Origin of the sequence: Alkalihalobacterium sp. APHAB7 (assembly GCF_048323755.1) — a bacterium.
Classification (GTDB): Bacteria; Bacillota; Bacilli; order Bacillales; family Bacillaceae_F; genus Alkalihalobacterium.
On the sequence record NZ_JBLWFS010000008.1, the window covers coordinates 149,265 to 168,389 of the forward strand.

General features: G+C 39.1%; 19 protein-coding genes, 22 tRNA genes and 1 rRNA gene. 7 read left to right on the forward strand and 35 right to left on the reverse strand.

Features of this window, described 5'->3' with window-relative positions; genetic code table 11:
* Positions 1-5: 5 nt before the first annotated feature.
* The 4 genes from ACNSTQ_RS10635 to ACNSTQ_RS10650 are packed head-to-tail and all read right to left on the reverse strand — an operon-like array spanning position 6 to position 2,959.
* Positions 6-1,133 (reverse strand): carbon-phosphorus lyase complex subunit PhnI, encoded by a 1,128-nt coding sequence (locus tag ACNSTQ_RS10635; RefSeq protein ID WP_418199810.1) that lies wholly within the window; start codon positions 1,131-1,133, stop codon positions 6-8.
* Complete coding sequence (gene phnH, locus ACNSTQ_RS10640; RefSeq protein ID WP_418199811.1) at positions 1,121-1,762, reverse strand: phosphonate C-P lyase system protein PhnH; 642 nt, start codon at positions 1,760-1,762, stop codon at positions 1,121-1,123. Before phnH ends, ACNSTQ_RS10635 begins: the two co-directional genes overlap by 13 nt.
* Complete coding sequence (gene phnG, locus ACNSTQ_RS10645) at positions 1,749-2,186, reverse strand: phosphonate C-P lyase system protein PhnG (protein WP_418199812.1); 438 nt, start codon at positions 2,184-2,186, stop codon at positions 1,749-1,751. Before phnG ends, phnH begins: the two co-directional genes overlap by 14 nt.
* A 47-nt stretch (positions 2,187-2,233) precedes the next feature.
* On the reverse strand, positions 2,234-2,959 hold the full coding sequence (locus ACNSTQ_RS10650; RefSeq protein ID WP_418199813.1) for a GntR family transcriptional regulator: 726 nt from the start codon (positions 2,957-2,959) through the stop codon (positions 2,234-2,236).
* A 544-nt stretch (positions 2,960-3,503) separates the two neighbouring features.
* Between ACNSTQ_RS10650 and ACNSTQ_RS10655 the strand changes: the two genes are divergently transcribed.
* The 5 genes from ACNSTQ_RS10655 to ACNSTQ_RS10675 all read left to right on the forward strand — a co-directional run bounded on the left by ACNSTQ_RS10655 (position 3,504) and on the right by ACNSTQ_RS10675 (position 7,621).
* Positions 3,504-4,586: a PhnD/SsuA/transferrin family substrate-binding protein gene (locus tag ACNSTQ_RS10655; RefSeq protein ID WP_418199814.1), complete on the forward strand. Its 1,083-nt coding sequence runs from the start codon at positions 3,504-3,506 to the stop codon at positions 4,584-4,586.
* 26 nt (positions 4,587-4,612) lie between these two features.
* The gene (phnC, locus tag ACNSTQ_RS10660) at positions 4,613-5,401 is read left to right on the forward strand and encodes a phosphonate ABC transporter ATP-binding protein (protein ID WP_418199815.1); all 789 of its coding nucleotides are present in this window, start codon (positions 4,613-4,615) and stop codon (positions 5,399-5,401) included.
* The gene (locus ACNSTQ_RS10665) at positions 5,391-6,176 is read left to right on the forward strand and encodes a PhnE/PtxC family ABC transporter permease (RefSeq protein ID WP_418199816.1); all 786 of its coding nucleotides are present in this window, start codon (positions 5,391-5,393) and stop codon (positions 6,174-6,176) included. Before phnC ends, ACNSTQ_RS10665 begins: the two co-directional genes overlap by 11 nt.
* Positions 6,176-7,048 carry a PhnE/PtxC family ABC transporter permease gene (locus ACNSTQ_RS10670; protein WP_418199817.1) on the forward strand — a complete coding sequence of 291 codons (873 nt, stop codon included), beginning with the start codon at positions 6,176-6,178 and terminating at the stop codon, positions 7,046-7,048. The genes ACNSTQ_RS10665 and ACNSTQ_RS10670 overlap by 1 nt, the downstream gene beginning before the upstream one ends.
* A gap of 213 nt (positions 7,049-7,261) precedes the next feature.
* Positions 7,262-7,621, forward strand: a complete 360-nt coding sequence (locus ACNSTQ_RS10675; protein WP_418199818.1) for a GAF domain-containing protein — start codon at positions 7,262-7,264, stop codon at positions 7,619-7,621.
* Between the two features lie 122 nt (positions 7,622-7,743).
* Here the strand turns inward: ACNSTQ_RS10675 and pdaA are convergent, their stop codons facing one another.
* The 6 genes from pdaA to ACNSTQ_RS10705 form a co-directional block, all read right to left on the reverse strand.
* The gene (pdaA, locus tag ACNSTQ_RS10680) at positions 7,744-8,544 is read right to left on the reverse strand and encodes a delta-lactam-biosynthetic de-N-acetylase (RefSeq protein ID WP_418199819.1); all 801 of its coding nucleotides are present in this window, start codon (positions 8,542-8,544) and stop codon (positions 7,744-7,746) included.
* Positions 8,545-8,729: 185 nt separating this feature from the next.
* Entirely contained in the window at positions 8,730-9,155 is a 426-nt protein-coding gene (locus tag ACNSTQ_RS10685) for a hypothetical protein (protein WP_418199820.1), read from the reverse strand.
* Positions 9,156-9,303: 148 nt separating this feature from the next.
* Positions 9,304-10,848, reverse strand: coding sequence for a fumarate hydratase (locus tag ACNSTQ_RS10690; RefSeq protein ID WP_418199821.1), 1,545 nt, complete (start codon positions 10,846-10,848; stop codon positions 9,304-9,306).
* 98 nt (positions 10,849-10,946) lie between these two features.
* The gene (locus tag ACNSTQ_RS10695; protein ID WP_418199822.1) at positions 10,947-11,861 is read right to left on the reverse strand and encodes a DMT family transporter; all 915 of its coding nucleotides are present in this window, start codon (positions 11,859-11,861) and stop codon (positions 10,947-10,949) included.
* A gap of 20 nt (positions 11,862-11,881) precedes the next feature.
* A complete protein-coding gene (locus ACNSTQ_RS10700) occupies positions 11,882-12,529 on the reverse strand; it encodes a histidine phosphatase family protein (RefSeq protein WP_418199823.1) in 648 nt (215 codons plus the stop codon).
* Position 12,530: 1 nt separating this feature from the next.
* Positions 12,531-12,731, reverse strand: coding sequence for an SE1561 family protein (locus tag ACNSTQ_RS10705; RefSeq protein WP_418199824.1), 201 nt, complete (start codon positions 12,729-12,731; stop codon positions 12,531-12,533).
* Between the two features lie 212 nt (positions 12,732-12,943).
* On the opposite strand from ACNSTQ_RS10705, the gene yfkAB reads away from it, so the two are divergent.
* A complete protein-coding gene (yfkAB, locus tag ACNSTQ_RS10710) occupies positions 12,944-14,062 on the forward strand; it encodes a radical SAM/CxCxxxxC motif protein YfkAB (RefSeq protein ID WP_418199825.1) in 1,119 nt (372 codons plus the stop codon).
* A gap of 49 nt (positions 14,063-14,111) precedes the next feature.
* On the opposite strand, the gene ACNSTQ_RS10715 is transcribed toward yfkAB, so the two are convergent.
* A complete protein-coding gene (locus ACNSTQ_RS10715; RefSeq protein ID WP_418199826.1) occupies positions 14,112-14,915 on the reverse strand; it encodes a YfkD family protein in 804 nt (267 codons plus the stop codon).
* Between the two features lie 104 nt (positions 14,916-15,019).
* Entirely contained in the window at positions 15,020-15,622 is a 603-nt protein-coding gene (locus tag ACNSTQ_RS10720; protein ID WP_418199827.1) for a YczE/YyaS/YitT family protein, read from the reverse strand.
* A gap of 86 nt (positions 15,623-15,708) precedes the next feature.
* On the opposite strand from ACNSTQ_RS10720, the gene ACNSTQ_RS10725 reads away from it, so the two are divergent.
* Positions 15,709-16,323 (forward strand): DUF421 domain-containing protein, encoded by a 615-nt coding sequence (locus tag ACNSTQ_RS10725; protein WP_418199828.1) that lies wholly within the window; start codon positions 15,709-15,711, stop codon positions 16,321-16,323.
* Positions 16,324-16,463: 140 nt separating this feature from the next.
* Here the strand turns inward: ACNSTQ_RS10725 and ACNSTQ_RS10730 are convergent.
* The 23 genes from ACNSTQ_RS10730 to rrf all read right to left on the reverse strand — a co-directional run bounded on the left by ACNSTQ_RS10730 (position 16,464) and on the right by rrf (position 19,118).
* Positions 16,464-16,547: transfer RNA gene (locus ACNSTQ_RS10730), tRNA-Leu, on the reverse strand.
* A gap of 13 nt (positions 16,548-16,560) precedes the next feature.
* Positions 16,561-16,636: transfer RNA gene (locus tag ACNSTQ_RS10735), tRNA-Lys, on the reverse strand.
* Positions 16,637-16,721: 85 nt separating this feature from the next.
* Positions 16,722-16,797, reverse strand: a tRNA-Thr gene (locus ACNSTQ_RS10740).
* 4 nt (positions 16,798-16,801) lie between these two features.
* Positions 16,802-16,877: transfer RNA gene (locus tag ACNSTQ_RS10745), tRNA-Val, on the reverse strand.
* A gap of 129 nt (positions 16,878-17,006) precedes the next feature.
* Positions 17,007-17,081, reverse strand: a tRNA-Glu gene (locus ACNSTQ_RS10750).
* A 6-nt stretch (positions 17,082-17,087) separates the two neighbouring features.
* Positions 17,088-17,163: transfer RNA gene (locus ACNSTQ_RS10755), tRNA-Asn, on the reverse strand.
* An 8-nt stretch (positions 17,164-17,171) separates the two neighbouring features.
* A tRNA-Ile gene (locus ACNSTQ_RS10760) sits at positions 17,172-17,248 on the reverse strand.
* A 19-nt stretch (positions 17,249-17,267) separates the two neighbouring features.
* Positions 17,268-17,344 (reverse strand) — tRNA-Pro (locus ACNSTQ_RS10765).
* A gap of 8 nt (positions 17,345-17,352) precedes the next feature.
* A tRNA-Arg gene (locus ACNSTQ_RS10770) sits at positions 17,353-17,429 on the reverse strand.
* Between the two features lie 4 nt (positions 17,430-17,433).
* Positions 17,434-17,522: transfer RNA gene (locus tag ACNSTQ_RS10775), tRNA-Leu, on the reverse strand.
* A gap of 16 nt (positions 17,523-17,538) precedes the next feature.
* A tRNA-Gly gene (locus ACNSTQ_RS10780) sits at positions 17,539-17,613 on the reverse strand.
* A gap of 4 nt (positions 17,614-17,617) precedes the next feature.
* A tRNA-Gln gene (locus tag ACNSTQ_RS10785) sits at positions 17,618-17,692 on the reverse strand.
* A gap of 23 nt (positions 17,693-17,715) precedes the next feature.
* A tRNA-His gene (locus ACNSTQ_RS10790) sits at positions 17,716-17,791 on the reverse strand.
* An 18-nt stretch (positions 17,792-17,809) separates the two neighbouring features.
* Positions 17,810-17,883, reverse strand: a tRNA-Trp gene (locus ACNSTQ_RS10795).
* 11 nt (positions 17,884-17,894) lie between these two features.
* Positions 17,895-17,979 (reverse strand) — tRNA-Tyr (locus tag ACNSTQ_RS10800).
* Positions 17,980-17,987: 8 nt separating this feature from the next.
* Positions 17,988-18,063, reverse strand: a tRNA-Phe gene (locus ACNSTQ_RS10805).
* A gap of 141 nt (positions 18,064-18,204) precedes the next feature.
* Positions 18,205-18,280 (reverse strand) — tRNA-Asp (locus ACNSTQ_RS10810).
* A gap of 77 nt (positions 18,281-18,357) precedes the next feature.
* Positions 18,358-18,434 (reverse strand) — tRNA-Met (locus ACNSTQ_RS10815).
* A gap of 66 nt (positions 18,435-18,500) precedes the next feature.
* Positions 18,501-18,576 (reverse strand) — tRNA-Val (locus ACNSTQ_RS10820).
* Between the two features lie 35 nt (positions 18,577-18,611).
* A tRNA-Glu gene (locus tag ACNSTQ_RS10825) sits at positions 18,612-18,686 on the reverse strand.
* Between the two features lie 28 nt (positions 18,687-18,714).
* Positions 18,715-18,807: transfer RNA gene (locus tag ACNSTQ_RS10830), tRNA-Ser, on the reverse strand.
* Between the two features lie 86 nt (positions 18,808-18,893).
* Positions 18,894-18,970, reverse strand: a tRNA-Met gene (locus ACNSTQ_RS10835).
* A gap of 32 nt (positions 18,971-19,002) precedes the next feature.
* Positions 19,003-19,118: ribosomal RNA gene (gene rrf, locus ACNSTQ_RS10840) — 5S ribosomal RNA — on the reverse strand.
* Between the last annotated feature and the right edge of the window lie 7 nt (positions 19,119-19,125).

Sequence of the window (19,125 nt, forward strand, 5' to 3'; positions counted from 1 at the left end):
ATTTATTAGAGGTAAGAAAAAGTACTAGCCGTTCTCGGTCCAGTTTGCTTTTCATTCTTACCTTCGTCTTGTGTTTTACGAATTCGGTCTAACATCGATTGGAAAGTAATGTAATGTGGTAATTTTAGATGTGAGACAAAGCCATGAGCCTCTACACTGTCGATATGTAATAAGACGAATTCTTCATCTTGAGTAGGGGCATTTCCTTCGGTTTCTAAGCTTCTTTCTAAAATAGCCATCGATATCGCTTTGACCTCGTTTTGGCCAAACGTTAATCCATAGCCAAGCATGAACTTCACATCCCCCTCGTCATTTTGGGTAAATGAATTAATCGTTTCGACCTCAGTTAACTTGATTTCTCCGATATAAATCGAATCTTCTTCATCTGAAGCAAATGGGTACGGAATATGAACATCTGCGTACCCAACCCTTAATTCTCCAACCGTTGGATGGACTGCTCCGTACCCTCGCATACTACTATAAGCAAGCGACGTCATCGCACCGGTTTCTCCTCTTGTAAGGACTTGAAGTCTGGCAGAACGAGGGGCAGGGAATAACAGTTTGTCTCTTGTAATATCAACTAATTCAGATTTATTAGGTGATGGATTGGCTAAGAGTCCTTGTTCTCTAAGAAGTTCTGCCACCTTTGGTAAAGTTAACTTGTGATCCGTCAAATCTAATTCAATCTCATATTCTTTTATAAAATCTTCTATGGTTTCATTGTCTTCCTCACGTAAATTGAAATTTAATAAACGATGCGTGTAATCATAGGTCGCTCCTAATATCTGTCCATCTGGAATATCTTTAAAGGAAGATGATATTCTTCTAGTTACTCGCATTTGGCTAGGTTCAACCGTTACAGAGTAATGATTTCTTGGTAAGGTTGATCGATAGGCGCGAAGTAAAAATGCAGCTTCTGCCGGATCTCCTTCTGACTGTTTTAAAGCTAAGGCTGCATATTCCGAAGAATAAAGACCGCCTTCTCCCATGACTCGATCAATTAACAGCCTCATTTGACTCTCGATTTGTTCAACAGCTAGTACTTCAGAACACCCTTTCAACCTATACCACTGAATAAGTTGATCCGCCTTTTCTATTGCTTGTTGTCCGCCAGTAACCGCTACATACCCCATGCATCTTCCTCACTTTCTATTGAAGTTGTTCTCGGGATCGCCATGATATCACCAGTCTCTGTTGCTAGAATGATATCGATACCGAGCGGAAATTCCTTATTAACATTGCTTCGTTCATTAAGCCATGAATGGGATAAACCCTCTACACATGCCACTTTTTTTTCAGCAATTCCTGGTCCTTGTAATGTCATTTTAATTCCTGGCGCCGCTGGATCAGATGAGATGCTTTGAACGAGTAAAATGATTGTTGCACTTAAATGCGGATCTTCTAAAGTTCCTCGTTTCACTTGACTCATCAATTCAATAATTTCAGTTTCCTCCAGCTTCTCTTGAATAAAAATGAAATCTGCTTTTTCTATCGACGCCTCATTTCCAAATGTTTTCCACTTTAAATACTGAACAATCTCTCTTGATGAATGCGAAAGTATATTAAATGTAACTTCTTGGTCCACTAAGGTAAGTGCGATTCCTTCTAAAACTTTTGGAAAGTCATGTTGGTTACTAAGCAACTGAGTTGATGAACAAATGTTTAGGATTTTACCTGGACGCGCCATACAATCAAGCAAAATTCTATAAACTGCTTGTGTCTCAAAGACCATATCAAATGTATTTAAGTTAGCTTTTGTCATTGTAATCCTCCATCGTATCGAAATGTACACGAGACTGAGCGTTTATTGCCGCTTCCTTTAAATGTTTGTTTCGGATTTTTTGTTCTTCGTTCTCGATTTTAGGTAGTAACTTCAAAACAATTGGAAGTTTAGCATTAAAGGCGGCGTCGATCACAGCGATTTGATAGGAGCGAATGGGCTGTTCTCCTTGAATGACTCCCATTCCAAACTTTCCATTAATGGATACTGTGCATTCCGTAACAAGGATTTCGCCCATATAAAACGGCTGCATAGAAACAGAGTCACGCGTTTTTACCATTACCAAACCGGTACTCGGCTTTCGTTCCATTTGAATAGATTCAACCTCTTCTACTTGGGAGACAAGTTCTTGTAAAAACTGCTCATCCCCTTCAACAAGAATTTTTGTTAATCTTGATTTTTTCATAAAAATAATTGACCTCCTTTACTTTTATAGAGAATTTATTAGATGAACTAGAATTCTACTAAACACTTATGCATGTCCCCTCTCACCCGAGCAATACTATATTCCAATGGAAGACCTGACGGGTGGTTCATTACACTTTCTATCGTAAGGATAGGAACATTTTCTGGGAGTTCTAATATTTCTGCATCATTTAATGATGGTAGACTAGCTTGAAAGATTGATTTTGATCGAATCGGTTGCAATTGGTAGTGTTCTATTAAAATATGATATAAACTTTGAAACTGATTTAAATGGCTCTCAAATAACTGTACATCTTGTTCTGGCATAACCGTTGTTGTAATGGAGACTGGCTTTTGATCAATACTTCTTAAAATTTCAAGTCGATACACAAGATCTGTTTCACTTAGTCCTAAATTTCTCTGTTCCTCTTTATCCGGCGCTGCTTTTTCCCAGTGAATTAATTGGCTGCTATGCTCCAATCCTTGTTTCTTCATATTTTCAGAAAATCTCGTTTTAGATGAAAGAACATAAACAATTGGATCCGGCATTTGATTGACAAAACAACCTTTCCCATGAACCGGAGTAACCCACCCTAAATTTGTCAACCTCGCAATGGCTTGCCTTACCGTATTACGATTGACACTGAACTTGCTGCAAAGTTCATTTTCAGAAGGTATTTTTTGATTAACAGCATAATGACCTTCACAAATATTACGAATTAAGTATTCGGCTATTTGTAAATGACGTAGAGTTTCTTCACGTGTCCGTTTCATATCCAACCCCTTAATAACCGCGATACTAAAAATCTAACTTATCAACAAGTTTTCGTGGTTAAGAGAATGTTAATCTATTTAAAAGAAATGTAAAAAATGTAAATTTTCGAACTATTATTTTTAATACTTCTACCTGAAATTTACAAAATTTATTACTAGAAAAAGTATGTCCTAAGCAAATATTCTTTCATCAAATAGCTGTCGTTCGACTGTACTTTAGCCTTCTACCGCCTTTCCGTCTATTTCCTTGACTGGTTCAATTCGGAAAAGTTGTACATTGTATAGGAGCTAAAACTGCGAATTATATTAAGCTTGCTTTACTATTTTTTACAAAATCATCAAAATTCTTTAAAACTTTATTAAAAAATATTGTTTAACATAATACTCGTTGGTCATTTTAAATTCATAGGAGGGTTTTTACATACGAAGGATTAACTTCTGCTTTTTTTTGACGATCGATAGTTCTTAGTACTGTGGTCAAGATTTAAGATTTCTCTATTCAAATCCAAAACAAAATTGTTTTATTAATGAGAGGAGTATTAATATGAAAAAAGCATTTGTATTACTTTTTACTATTACTCTGATAGGGATTTTGGCAGCTTGTAACTCTTCCAGTAATTCTAGTTCATCATCTACTGAAACGCCAAAAACGGAAACGAAAGCAGCCGTTGAGGATAAAGACACCCTTACCATTGTCTGGCTTCCGAATGAATCAGGTGCTGATTTAAGAGATGCTCGTGATGAAATTGGAGCAGAAATTGAAAAAGTAACTGGAAAGAAAGTCAATCACCAAACTACAACTGATTATTTAATTGCTATTGAAACTATTGCGAACGGTAATGCTGACCTAGGTTTTTTTGGAGCTCAAGGTTATATTGAAGCAAATAATAGAAACAACAGCGTACAGCCTTTAGTTGTTCCAAGCGGTGCTTCAGGGACATTAGAAGACGCAGTTTACTATAGTTGGCTAGCTGTTAATAAAGGAAATGAAGATCAATATATCAACGGTTCTGATTATTCAATTGATAATATTGCCGGGCAAAGATTTTCTTTCGTATCAAACAGTTCTACTTCTGGATTTAAAGTACCATCTGCTGCTATTGTTTCTCACTTTAATGAAATGGATGAATACAAGGATTTAGATGCAGAAGATCTATTAGAGGGTGGATCTAATAACTTTTTTAGTGAAGTTCTCTACGGTGGATCTCATCAAGGAACGCTCGTAAATCTTCTTACTGATCGTGCTGATGTGGTCTCTATTTGCGACGCATGCGTAAACAACTATATTGAGTTAATTTCTGGTGAAGAAAACCGTGCAGGTTCAGTTTACCGTATCCTAGATGATGCATCAGAACCATTCAATACGTTCCCTGGTAGAGAATTTGCGTTAATTTCTGTAACGCCTGTATTAAATGCACCTATCGTAGTTAACCAAGATAATGTAAGTGCTGAATTAATCGAACAAATCCTTACTGCTTTAACTTCTGAGGACATGGCAAACAATGAAAAAGTATTTGTTCCTAGAGACTCTGAAATCAAAGGCCTATTCAGTAAGTCTGCTGATGAACAATTTGTTAAAGTTGAGGACAGCTGGTTTGATCCTATCCGTGAATTATCTAGCAAATAATTAATTTTATAAAAGGAGTTAACGATATGACAACGTTACTAGAATTAAAAAACGTATCTAAGAAATATGGAAACGATACTCTAGCGTTATCAGATGTTAACTTCGCTGTTCAAGAAGGAGAGTTTGTTTCCGTCATCGGACCATCGGGGGCTGGGAAATCAACTCTCCTTCGTTGCATTAATCGTATGATCGATGCTAGTAGCGGAGAAATCATCTTTGACAACGAAGATATTATGAACTTCAAAAAAAGAGAGCTTCGAACATTACGAACTCAAATCGGGATGATTTTCCAACACTATAATTTAGTTAACAGATTAAGTGTTATTGAGAATGTACTTCATGGACGTCTTGGTTATAAATCTACTTTGGCTGGCGTTTTAGGATTATATAATTCAGAAGAAAAGCGTCAAGCGATCGAAATGCTTGGATTATTAGGATTAGAGGAACAAGTCTATAAACGTTGTGACCAGTTAAGCGGCGGTCAAAAGCAACGGGTTGGTATCGCAAGAGCACTTGTTCAAAATCCGAAAATGTTGTTATGTGATGAGCCGATTGCTTCACTTGATCCAAATGCTTCAAAAGTAATTATGGATTATTTAAGAAAGGTTTCTGAAACAATGGGAATTACGGTTGTTGTCAATTTACACCAAGTAGACGTTGCCCTTAATTATTCTGACCGCATTATCGGAGTAAGTAAAGGAAGTATTGTTTATAATGGTTCCCCTACCGATATAACGACGGAAGAAATTCATGCCATCTATGGTTCAGAAGCTGGTGACCTTATTATGGATTTGGGTGGAAGAAATGCAGGATAAATACTTTGCCAAAAAACGCATTAGATCTTCCATCATTCTTCTCATCATTATAGCAGTCACCTACGGTTCAATGGTTTTAACGCAATTTAGCATGATACAAGGACTAGCTTCCATACCTAAAGCCATTCAGTGGGGATTTACTAATTTCTTTCCTAATGCGAGTTCTCTTGATCGATTACCCAATATACTCGATAAGTTATTGGAGACCTTGCTCGTTTCAATAGCCGCTACGACAATTGCTGCGATGTTTGCGTTAATGTTCGCGATTGCTGGCTCTAATACAACTAAGATTAATAGTTTTTTTAGTACGATTGCTAGAGGTTTTGCTACCTTATTTCGTAATATTGATATTGCCGCTTGGTCGATGATCTTATTATTTTCATTCGGTCAAAGTTCATTAACAGGATTTTTCGCACTATTTTTTGTATCCTTTGGATTTTTAACACGGGCATTTATTGAAGTAATTGATGAAACAAGTAATAGCTCTGTTGAAGCTTTACAAGCAACAGGAGCAACTTACTTTACGATCATTTTTCAATCGGTCATCCCTTCGACTATTGCACAAATGATTAGTTGGTTGTTATTTGTGATTGAGACAAATATAAGAAGTGCTACTTTAATTGGAATTTTAACAGGTACTGGAATTGGATTTGCTTTTGATCTCTATTACAAGAGTAGTAACTATAATGCAGCAAGCTTAGTGGTCCTCGTCATTGCTATTACGATCCTTTCCATTGAATACATCTCAAACTACATTAGAAGGGTGATTTTGTAATGGGACTAGAGAAATTCACTAATCCAGATCCAAAAAAAAATAATGATATCATTCAACAGTATCTAGAGAAACCTATTAAAGTAAAGCCTATCACTAAAACTTCTATTGTTGTCCAAGCAACACTTTATACACTACTATTCTTAACAATATACGGTTTTTTTACCTTCGACTATAAAAATCTTAATGTGTTTGAGGCCATCGTGAATACCCTTATTAACTTTAAGACAATGTTTACGGAACCTCATTTTAACCATTTTACTTTTAGTGAAGCTTTGTATGCTGTTCTTGTTACCCTTGGACTTGCCGTATTAACAACGATTTTTGGTGCCATTATTGCTCTTTTTCTAGGTTTACTGGCCGCTCAGAACCTTTCCAACCCTAAAGTATCTAATGCTATCAAAGGCTTTGTTGCCCTGGTTCGAGCGGTACCAACCGTTCTATGGGTACTTATTTTTGCCATCGCTGCAGGGCTCGGTAGTGTCGCAGCTGTCATTGGAATGACATTTCACTCGGTTAGTTACCTTGTCAAAGCTTATTCTGAAGCGTTTGAGGAACTTGACCAAGGGGTAATTGAAGCGCTGAAAGCAAGCGGCTCTAATTGGTGGCAGATCGTTTTCCAAGCCGTCATTCCTGCGTCGATGACTTATTTAATTTCATGGACCTTCTTACGATTTGAAATCAACTTTGGAGTGGCTGTCGCAATGGGTGCGGCTGCAGGTGCAGGTGGGATCGGCTTTGAAATGTTTATGGCAAGTGCATTCTATTATGATATTCGTGAAATGGGAACGATCACTTACTTCATATTAACGGTCGCTATCCTTCTAGAAGTTCTTGCAACACAAATCAAATCACGTTTACGAGTTCGAACTTAATAATTGCCAGGACGACGTCATAATTTTGACGTCGTCCTTTGTCATTTTTGCTTAGTATTAAATTTAAGTGAATATTGCCATAAAAGAGTGGTAAGAACAGTTATTGAGTCCTATACCAACCACTCCCCCCACTACCTAAACTTACTAGTTCGTAATTGAATAGAATTTGCTACAATAGGAGAAGTAAAATGTTTCGCGAAGGAGAGATATTACATGTCTATTGCAACAGATGTAGCTTCCCTACAAATTATGGCTCATGTCTATAAGAAGAGGAGTCTTCAATCCGTTTTTGAAAAAACTTGTGAGAGTTTAGTGAGTGAAGTCCCATACATAGATTGGGTGGGTATCCTCATTTTTGAAGAGGGTTCAAGCAATTTGGTTGCTGCATCAGACGAAGATGATCTCCAGTGGGAAAGTAATGCTGAGTTAAAGTTTCCAATTACCAATTCTATGGGTCAAAAAATTGGAGTTATGATTGTTCGTAGCATGCAGGCGATTGCCTTTGACGTTACCGATGTAAGTACATTAGAAACGATTGCAGAAGCGATTGGTCAAGAAAGCTTTGCCAACTAGAGATTGTACAGATAAGAGGCTGACATGTTTGTCAGCCTCTTTGTTATCATTTTTTAATGGACGAACGCTCGCTTTCTTTTCACCCGCTTAGAGCCTAATCTTTGCCTCATGGTTTTATCCGATTATTGATTTCTTGTCTCCTCTAACATCATTCGATCTAAGAGAAGCTCGTCTAAACTTTTAAAAGTATATCCTTGTTTACGACAATCTTCTATGACACGTCCCAATGCCTCAGCATTGTCTTTTGAAACAGAATGAAGAAGCATAATCGCCCCCGGATGAATTCTTTTCATAATCTGATTATAGGCGTAGTCTGCTCCTTTCTGCTTATCAACTTCCCAATCTTTATAAGCCATCGACCAAAATACGTTCGTATAGCCCAAATCATTGGATAATGCTAACGATTTTTCGCTGAACGTACCTCTTGGCGGTCTTAAATAGTTCATATCATTCTGACCCGTAATATTTGTATATTCCTCTTTTACTTTTTCTAGTTCCTTCTTCAATCTTGATTCACTTACTTCTGGTAAGCTTGGATGATGGTACGAATGATTACCTACGATATGCCCTTCGTTTACCATCCGCTTAATGAGATCTTGTTCCGTTTTTAAATAATGTCCTGTTACAAAGAAGGTCGCAGGTACTTTCTTTTCTTTCAATACATCAAGAACTTTTTCCGTGTAGCCATTTTCATACCCGTTATCAAATGTCAGATACAACTCTTTTTTATCTGTATTACCGATAAAATAACCACCATACTTTTCGAGCAGTTCTATGTAATGGGGTTCTGTCGTTACTGGCTTATTGTCTTTTTCCGGCTTGTAGCTCCAGTGGTATACTTTAGTGTCGTAGGCCTCGGCTGTTGATCCTAGACCAGTAAAAATGAACGCAATGATTGCAATAATCGTAAGTAGTTTTTTCATTTTCAACACCTAACTCCCCTAAGTTTTTTATTAGCTTTTCACACAAATAAAAAACTATACAGAGCGTTAACGTGCTGTTGTATATTTGATCAGCAGAGGGATAGCAATAAGTTGTAAAAACTCATCGTGTGATACATGTTCACGCTTAATGTCGACAATATCTCCTTCTACAGTTCCGAACAACTTCATTGCTTCTGTAGTGTAGGAATCTCACCAATTCGAATGAACATTACTTCTTTTCCATCCTTCGTCTTTACAGTGTATGCAGACTGCGAGCTAACACTAGTAACGTTCCCAATGTACTCACCAGCTGCATCAGATATATTTAATGTGTAGCGTTCGATTAATTTTTTGCCTAATTCAATTTGAGAGAGAAGCTGTTGGTTTTCATCATACACTTTATACGGACGAAAGAAGCCTCCCTGCTTTTCGATTGTAAGTGTTTGCTTTGCTGTCTTTAAATGCAACACAAGTGGAAACAAATTAAAAGGTATTATCAAACGTGTTATAAGACGTAAGACTTGCTGGGCTGATGTAATTTCTTCTTGAATGGTTGCCTTTATTTTCAACTCCAGCCGATTTGTTTTTAACTTAGCTGCTTTTATTTTCAACTTCTCATGATTTATCGATTTCTCGACAGCATCAGACGAATTTCGACCGGCTTCTAGTTTAACTACTTCATACTCTGCTTAGGTCCGAACCGTCTCACGAAAAAAAGACAGGTAAACAAGTGTTTACCCATCTTTCTTCCATTCTTTATTAAAATACACGCTCAGCAAATTGAGATAACTTTTCTAAAGAAGATTTATCGACATCTGCATGTAAGCTGTTTCCGTGTGAGTCCATCGTTACGATTGCTGCAAATCCTTCTACTTCAAGGTGCCACATCGCTTCTGGAATACCGAATTCCATTAAGTCGACACCTTTAACTTTCTTAATACAGTCCGCGTAGTATTGAGCTGCTCCGCCGATCGCATTTAGGTATACTCCGCCATGCTCTTGTAACGCTTTTAACGTTTTCGGTCCCATTCCGCCTTTACCGATTACTGCACGAATACCAAATTTTTTCATGATGTCCCCTTGGTAAGGCTCCTCACGAATACTTGTCGTTGGTCCAGCAGCTTTAACGTGCCACTCGCCTTGATCGTCTTTTAACATAACTGGTCCACAGTGGTAAATAACCTGACCATTTAAATCAATCGGTGCATCGTGGTCCATTAAGTGATGGTGGATCGCGTCACGGCCTGTGTGCATCATTCCGTTAATGATAACAACGTCACCGACTTTTAACTCACGAATTTGCTCTTCAGTAATTGGAGCTTGAAGTACCACTTCACGAACGTCAGAAGTCACTTCACCCGTTGCTGCCGCTTCTTCTTCAGCAAGTGCACCAAAGTCCACTTTTTCACCGTCTTTATATAACCATTCGTTAATTTCTCCTGTTTCGGCATCAACTTTCACACCTAAGCGACGGAAAGCCCAGCAGTTATAAGCAACAGAAACAAAGAAACTTGCAGGTAGACGGTGCATAACACCGACTTTACAGCCAAGTAATGTTGCTTCTCCACCGAAGCCCATTGTCCCGATACCTAGTGTATTCGCATTTTCCATCACATAGTCTTCTAGTTTACGAAGATCTTCATTCGGGTTAACATCATCAACCGTACGGAAAAGTTGCTCTTTTGCTAATAAATAACTAGCCGAGCGGTCTCCACCGATCCCTACACCTATAAATCCAGCACTACAGCCTTGTCCTTGTGCTTGGTATACCGAGTGCATGATACACTTACGAATCCCATCAAGGTCACGACCTGCACGGCCAAGCCCTTCAAGTTCACATGGTAAGCTGTATTGAATGTTTTTATTCTCACAGCCGCCGCCTTTTAAAATTAAGCGAACATCAATGTAATCTTCTTCCCACTGCTCAAAGTGGAAGACAGGTGTTCCTTCACCTATGTTGTTACCACTGTTGGCACCCGTTAGTGAATCAACCGAGTTCGGGCGTAACTTCCCATCTTTCGTTGCTTGCTCAATCGCTTCTTTTATCGCTTTTTTCATTTTAATTTGGTTTACACCAACAGGAACTTTAATTTCAAAAGTTGGCATACCTGTATCTTGGCAAATTGGTGAAATCTTATCGTCTGCCATTTGAATGTTTTCAGTAATTGTTGATAGTGATAATGCAGCACGTGTTCCTGCATTTTCTTTTGCTTTTGCCGCCTTAACTGCATGGCGTACATCATATGGTAGATTCGTAGACGTCTCTACAATTAACTGATACATACTATCTTTAAATTTCTCCATCCTGTTCTCTCCCCTCGGAATTACAGATACGAATTTTTACACATCTCCTATTATACGCCTTGTCAAAAAATTTCGAAAGGGTTATGAAAGCGCATTATTCAATTTCCTAATTTTAACGGCTCATTTACTTTTACTACAGATCTTTGTTTGGTAGTTAAAAGAACACCGGCAATAACTAATAGTCCACCAAATAATTGCTCCATGTAAATTCTCTCATTTAAAATCAAAACTGCTTGTACGGTTGTGAAAACTGGAATTAAGTTTAAAAACACTGCTGCCTTAGAAGCACCGATCTGTTCAACCCCTTTATTCCAACAAATTATTGCAATAATTGAAGGAAAAATTCCGAGGTATAAAATAGATAAAATCGTTGGAGCATTCCAAACAATGGAAATATCTAATAAGATCAACTCCACAATAACAAAAGGAAGTAGTGTGATACATGCCATCCCAAGCATAACCATGAGCGTTCCTTTCGTCGGCAAACCTCCCATATGTTTTTTGACTAGAATAGAGTATATACACCAAGCTAAAACAGCAATTACCATTAGTAAGTCACCAACATTTACTTGTAACGCTAGTAATTGTTGGATTGACCCATTTGTAACGATCCATAGAACTCCGATAAAAGAAACCATAATTCCAACATATTGCCCTGCTAAAAGGCGTTCTTTTAATAAAAGTAAACCAAGTATTGATGCAAATATCGGTGTGGACGCTTCTACAATCGAAGCATTGATTGTCGTTGTAAAATTTAATGAATAATACACTAAGCCTATAAAAATAACGATTCCCGTCAGTGACAACGCATAAATCGGTTTCCAATTACGTACTAATACTTCTCTATGATTCTTCCAATCTGTTTGAGCAAATAAAACCATAATTAAGAATGCTAGACTGCAACGCAAAAACGATAATGTAAACGAAGGAATGTTGCCAACCATTAGCTTACCAACAATAAAGTTACCCGAAAAAAATAGGATGGCAATGATGATTAATAGATAAGCTTTCAAATCATTCCCCTTCCTAGAGGTTATGCCTCTTTATCCAGTAATGAATGATTTTGTTGAAGAGGATCAACCTCTAAATGCGCCGTCCTATTAATATAATGAATAAGTGGCTTTCTATTCCTCTTAAACTCTACTAATGTAATGCTCGTATTTTCAATTTGAAATGGCCTGTGATGCATATGCCATTGTTCTCCTAAAAGTATGTACATTAGGGCTATACTAATTAATCCGCCGTGAGCGACTAAAGCTACGTGTTTTCCTTCATGAGCGCATTTCATTTGTTCGAGCAGATACTGACATCTAGCCGTAATTTCCTCAATACTTTCAGTCCCCTCAACTCCAGAAGTAAGGATGGAATGCTCTTTTACTTCTGGATAATGAGTATAGATTTCTTGACGTGTTTTCCCTTCTAAAGGGCCTAAATTAATTTCTCTTAACTTTTCCCATTTATGCGCGGTTAGTTCTTTTCGGTTGGCAATAGCAGTTGCTGTTTCATAAGCTCGTGTAAGATCGCTGCTGTAAATATAATCGAGATGTTGTTTCTCGAAATAACGAGCTACTAAATTTGCTTGTTCCTGACCTAATTCCGATAAAGAAAAGTCTTTTGTTCCTTGGATAATTCCCAATTTATTTCCTTCTGATTCACCATGGCGAATAAAATATAAAAACAACTTACTCCGCTCCTTTTGATTCCCAAGAATGGCGGAATACTTTACATTTACCCTCTAATTGATCGAGCATGTCTAGAATACGATCAATGTCTTCTACAGTTGTATCTTCAGGATCGATATTATCTAAAAGATCACCAATCATTTGTATTTTTTGATTTAAAAAATTTAACTGTTCATTTTTATCGTTTACTGCTCCACCCATGTCTACTCTCTCCTTTAGTTCATGTCATCGTAACTTTAACAAAAATATGAAAGACACTCAAGAAAATCAGTTACGTTTGTGATACTCTTAAGACTTGTTCATACAGTAGTAGTATTGGCAATTCAATCTATTTTCAATATAGTTCTTTTGCTATTTCTCTAATTCAGTTATCATTAAAGGATATGAATCATCAATTAAAGGAGTTACTTAACTTGATTGAGCAAAAAAAGTTACAAATTAAACCATCTTATGATCCTTGGGAAGCTTATTTAGATATAGAGGAATTTGGTAAGCCGCTTTTAACGAACGTAGAGTTTACGACAACAACGCTTTGTAACATGCGTTGTGAACACTGTGCAGTCGGTTACACCTTAACGTCCAAAGATCCTAATCCATTACCTTTAGACGTTTTCATTCGGCGGTTAGAGGAAGTTCCTCACCTTCGAGCATTAAGTATTACTGGTGGCGAACCGATGCTGTCTTTAAAATCAGTTAATGACTACGTGGTTCCACTATTAAAATATGCACATGAGCGCGGTGTACGGACGCAAATAAACTCCAACCTTACCCTTGATTTAGCAAGGTACGAGAAGATTGTTCCATACTTAGATGTTCTTCATATCTCTCATAACTATGGAAGTGTGGATGATTTTGTGGATATCGGCTTTGCTGTCATGGAGAAAAAACCTAGTTATCAACAGCGTGCCAACTATTTTGAACGGATGATTGAAAATGCAAAGGCATTAACGAAAGCTGGAGTCATGGTTTCAGCTGAAACCATGATCAATAAACGAACATTGCCGCACCTAGAAGCAATTCATCAACAAATTGTTGATATGGGCTGTCAGCGCCATGAAGTTCATCCGATGTACCCAAGCGATTTTGCAAGCAGTCTACAGGTAGCCACACTAGAAGATATTCGGTCTGCTGTCCATCGCTTGCTCGATTACCGTAAAGACGACGATATATGGATGTTATTTGGGACCCTTCCTTTTTATGCATGCAGTACTAATGAAGAGGATCTCGAGCTCTTAAAACGTTTATATGCCGCTAAAAATGTAACGGTTCGGAATGATCCTGATGGACGTTCTCGGTTAAATGTGAATATCTTTGATGGTAGCATCATTGTGACCGATTTCGGTGATGCTCCACCACTAGGAAACATTCAAACGACTTCATTAGAACAAGCATACAAAACGTGGAACTCATCTGCCATAGCTGATGAATTAAATTGCCATTGTCCAGCTGTTAAATGCTTAGGACCTAACATTTTGGTTAAGGATACTTACTATCAAAATGTTTCTTTTAGAAATAAGACATCCAATCTCTGAAGAAAGGAGTGCTTAGTAGCACTCCTTTTGTCTATGCTTATAAATTGTTTTAACGTGGTTGGTTTGAAGTGTAAAATTTAAAGCCTAAATGATCTTGAACTGGTATCCACGCCCCAATTCCTTGTTGAGTCACATTTTTAACTTCAACCTTTCTTTTCCCGTTCTTAATTGTTAAATACACTTCCCCATAGGTAACCTTTCCTTTTTCATTGGCTGCTGGTACATACGCATATAAATAGCCAACATTTTTAGGGGCAATTTTATAAACTTGTCCTTTTTTTGTTCCGTAACCTATGATCGTGTCAAAAGCCAATGGTAAGCCTGTTTTTTCAGCAGCTTTAATCATCATCATTTTTTTCACTTCTTCACTGTTTGGAACTTCAGCTGTTAATCCACCTGAAATTTTCTTTTGTTGTTCTTGTGTATAAGTTAATTTTTGAGGTGAGCGACCGCCCCGGTTATCCACATAATTGGTATTCACTTTATTATATTCCCAATTCACATTTGTCTCACCGGATTCGTAATTTAGGGGCCACTGCCCTAAATAAATGGAAGCTTTAAATAACAAGGCTGTCTTTGAATTACTAATCGATGATTCGTTTAATAATCGAATGAGTTCAGGATTTGTTATTTCAACCTCTGAAGAATCCAAAAGCTCCTGAGTTAATTCACTCGGTTGTAAATAAGGAAGGTCTTGTGTAGGGTTTGGATACGTATTATCTTTGGAAATATCTAATACGTAATCAGGGATTTGAGCTTTAGTTTCTTCCCCTTTATTTTCTTCTGCTAAACCATTTAACGGGAACAACATCAATAAGAATAAAACTAAAACACATAGCGATACCTTTCGCATCGACTTTTCCTCCTTCTTTCTATAGCTGTGCGATTTGATCTTAGTTTTTTCAATCTATAAAAATTTATCCATCTAAAAGAGACTTCATTTCGAAGCCTCTTCTTTTAAACGCTAACTATTCTCTTTACTCTTTTATAAAACAATTGAATCAGTGGACCGATGCTTAATGTAACGATGATCGTTCCCACTCCTATAGGTCCTCCTACAACTAGTGCAGCAACTAATGCAATAATTTCTGCACTCGTCTTCGCTCCCATTAAGGGCAATCGCAACAATTGTTTTAGATTTAACATTAATCGATCAATCGGAATGATAGCAAAATCAGCTTGCAGATAGGTGGATATGCCAAGGCCCATTAACGTAACCCCCAATAATAATACCGCGGATTGTATGGGCAACTCATTTAAGCGAATGTCTTGAAAAACGATCAATAGCCAAAAATCAATAAAATAGCCTAATATAACAACGGTTAGCAATGAATGAATTTCAGGACGTGACCAAGATATAAGGGCATTCACTATAATGAGGATGACCCCAATTAATATGACCCAAGTACCAACGGTCAAGCCAAAACGAACCGATAAGCCGACACTTAACGCATCCCAAGCTCCAGCGCCAAGATTTGAAATAATCGTAAACGTAATTCCAACGGCTAAAATAAACAACCCCACCAAATAACATAAGCCTCTTCTTAATTTTAATGACATCTTGTTCTCACCTCTACTAGTGTATATTTTGCTATTTTTGCATAAGCTATCCACAGTACCCTTAGAAAAAGTTAGGAGGGATTGTTTTGGATTTCCATTGGGTATGGAAAGCGATAATCATTGTTTTTGTTGGTATTATGATCTTACGCCTTGGGGGCAGAAAATCAATCTCTCAGCTTACGGTCTCCCAGACAGTTATAATGATTTCTATTGGAAACTTAATGATTCAGCCTGTTAGCGAACGAAACATTTGGATCACCTTTTTAATTGCACTTTTACTCGTTCTTACGTTAATCTTTATTGAATTTCTTCAAGTGAAGTCGAATAAAGTAGAAAGCTTTTTTACCGGTAAATCAATGGTTGTTATCGAAGATGGTGTAATCAATACTAAAAATTTAAAGAAATTGCGATTAACTATCGATCAATTAGAAATGCGCTTACGTCAATCCAATGTTCAACACATTAGCCAAGTCAAATGGGCAACCGTTGAAGTCAGCGGGCAGCTCGGCCTCATCTTGGACGAACAAAGTCAATTGGCTACTAAAAAGGATATTCAAGCAGTACTAGATTATATTCATGCCATGCACCCGGTAGGCCAACCCCCACCAAATATTACTCAAGGTAATAGTTATCCTAACCTATTTACTGAATCTAAACTACGCAAACATCCAAATGGCCCCCCGGCCAAACAACTAGATTAAACAATATATCACCACTTATAATGCCACTCCTTTTATGGTACCAGGCACCTTTAATAGACTAAAGCACTAAGACAAAAAAGGAACTACCTCCATGGAGATAATTCCTTTTTTATATGTATTGAAATACTTTATATTTTAAATGGTGCGGGTGAAGGGACTCGAACCCCCACGTCAAAGACACTAGATCCTAAGTCTAGCGCGTCTGCCAATTCCGCCACACCCGCAAAAACTAAAAAATGGTGAGCCATGAAGGACTCGAACCTTCGACCCTCTGATTAAAAGTCAGATGCTCTACCAACTGAGCTAATGGCTCCCAAAATAAAAAATGGGTACTCTTATTTATTACCCATTTAAACTGGCTATGCAATAGACTGCGTAGCTTTTCTTGAAGTTTAAAGTGGTGCCGGCAAGAGGACTTGAACCCCCAACCTACTGATTACAAGTCAGTTGCTCTACCAATTGAGCTACACCGGCATAATGGTGGAGGATGACGGGCTCGAACCGCCGACCCCCTGCTTGTAAGGCAGGTGCTCTCCCAGCTGAGCTAATCCTCCATTAAGATTTTGATAAGCTACGAATTTCTTCGTCAGTTTTGCCCTTCCGGTACTCACGTATTTAGATACGATCTGTTCCTCAGGACTTCACTTCCTCGAACTTCTTGCTTCTAAAAATCTCTTAGAAATTGGTGACCCGTACGGGATTCGAACCCGTGTTACCGCCGTGAAAGGGCGGTGTCTTAACCGCTTGACCAACGGGCCAATACTTGGCTCCACAGGCAGGACTCGAACCTGCGACCGATCGGTTAACAGCCGATTGCTCTACCAACTGAGCTACTGTGGAATAATATCTGGTGGGCCTAAGTGGACTCGAACCACCGACCTCACGCTTATCAGGCGTGCGCTCTAACCAGCTGAGCTATAGGCCCTAATGAAGTTTAAACTTCATGGTCGGGAAGACAGGATTTGAACCTGCGACCCCCTGGTCCCAAACCAGGTGCTCTACCAAGCTGAGCCACTTCCCGTATTAAAATGGCGCGCCCTGAGAGATTCGAACTCCCGACCTTTTGATTCGTAGTCAAACACTCTATCCAGCTGAGCTAAGGGCGCATTATGGTGCCGAGGGCCGGACTTGAACCGGCACGGTAGTCACCTACCGCAGGATTTTAAGTCCTGTGTGTCTGCCAATTCCACCACCCCGGCAAAGCAGACGATTTATTGGAGCGGAAGACGGGACTCGAACCCGCGACCCTCACCTTGGCAAGGTGATGTTCTACCACTGAACTACTTCCGCAAAATGGCTGGGCTAGCAGGATTCGAACCTACGCATGACGGAGTCAAAGTCCGTTGCCTTACCGCTTGGCTATAGCCCAATAAAAATTTTATAATTTAAAAATGGGGCGGCTGATGGGAATTGAACCCACGAATGCCGGAATCACAATCCGGTGCGTTAACCACTTCGCCACAACCGCCATAATAAAATGTTTTTCTGGCAGGGGCAGTAGGAATCGAACCCACACTGACGGTTTTGGAGACCGTAGTTCTACCTTTAAACTATGCCCCTATAACTAGGAATGGTGGAGGGGGACGGATTCGAACCGCCGAACCCTCAGGGAGCGGATTTACAGTCCGCCGCGTTTAGCCACTTCGCTACCCCTCCAACATAAATGGTGGCTCGGGACGGAATCGAACCGCCGACACATGGATTTTCAGTCCATTGCTCTACCGACTGAGCTACCGAGCCTTATTCGGTCTGTGATAAGCTTCGTATTTCTTCGTCCTCTTCCTTCACTCACGTCCTCATGTATCAACATACAATCCGACGTTCGTTCAGTTGTCTTCTCGAACTTCTCGCTTCTCTCAACCCTCTAATAAGAAAATATAATGGCGGTCCCGACGGGAATCGAACCCGCGATCTCCTGCGTGACAGGCAGGCATGTTAACCGCTACACCACGGGACCACTTTTAAATTGATATTTTAAAAAACTTCTTATATTATCACCTAAGTAATATGTCAAATTGAATGTACTAATTATTTTGGTTGCGGGGATAGGATTTGAACCTATGACCTTCGGGTTATGAGCCCGACGAGCTACCAGACTGCTCCACCCCGCGGTAATAAGAAAGTATACAGATGATGTTTTGATCGTTGCTCCACCCCGTGATAATACGGAATAATTATGGTGGAGGATGACGGGATCGAACCGCCGACCCCCTGCTTGTAAGGCAGGTGCTCTCCCAGCTGAGCTAATCCTCCATAAAACGATTGCTGCTAAATATTTTTAGAAACAATGGTGACCCGTACGGGATTCGAACCCGTGTTACCGCCGTGAAAGGGCGGTGTCTTAACCGCTTGACCAACGGGCCAATATTCTTAATAGATTTATAATACATATGGCGGAGGAAGAGGGATTCGAACCCCCGCGCGGTTTAACCCGCCTGTCGGTTTTCAAGACCGATCCCTTCAGCCGGACTTGGGTATTCCTCCATAGCCTTTTTAATAAAACTCTCTAGAACCTACGATTTATCAAGTATGAGCAAAAATCTGACCAAACGATCTAAAGGCAATTATAATGGTAGCGGCGGAGGGAGTCGAACCCACGACCTCACGGGTATGAACCGTACGCTCTAGCCAGCTGAGCTACACCGCCATTATAAAAAAGTATATTAAACATATGGTGATGCCTAGCGACGTCCTACTCTCACAGGGGGAAGCCCCCAACTACCATCGGCGCTGAAGAGCTTAACTTCCGTGTTCGGCATGGGAACGGGTGTGGCCTCTTCGCTATCGCCACTAGACTTCTAA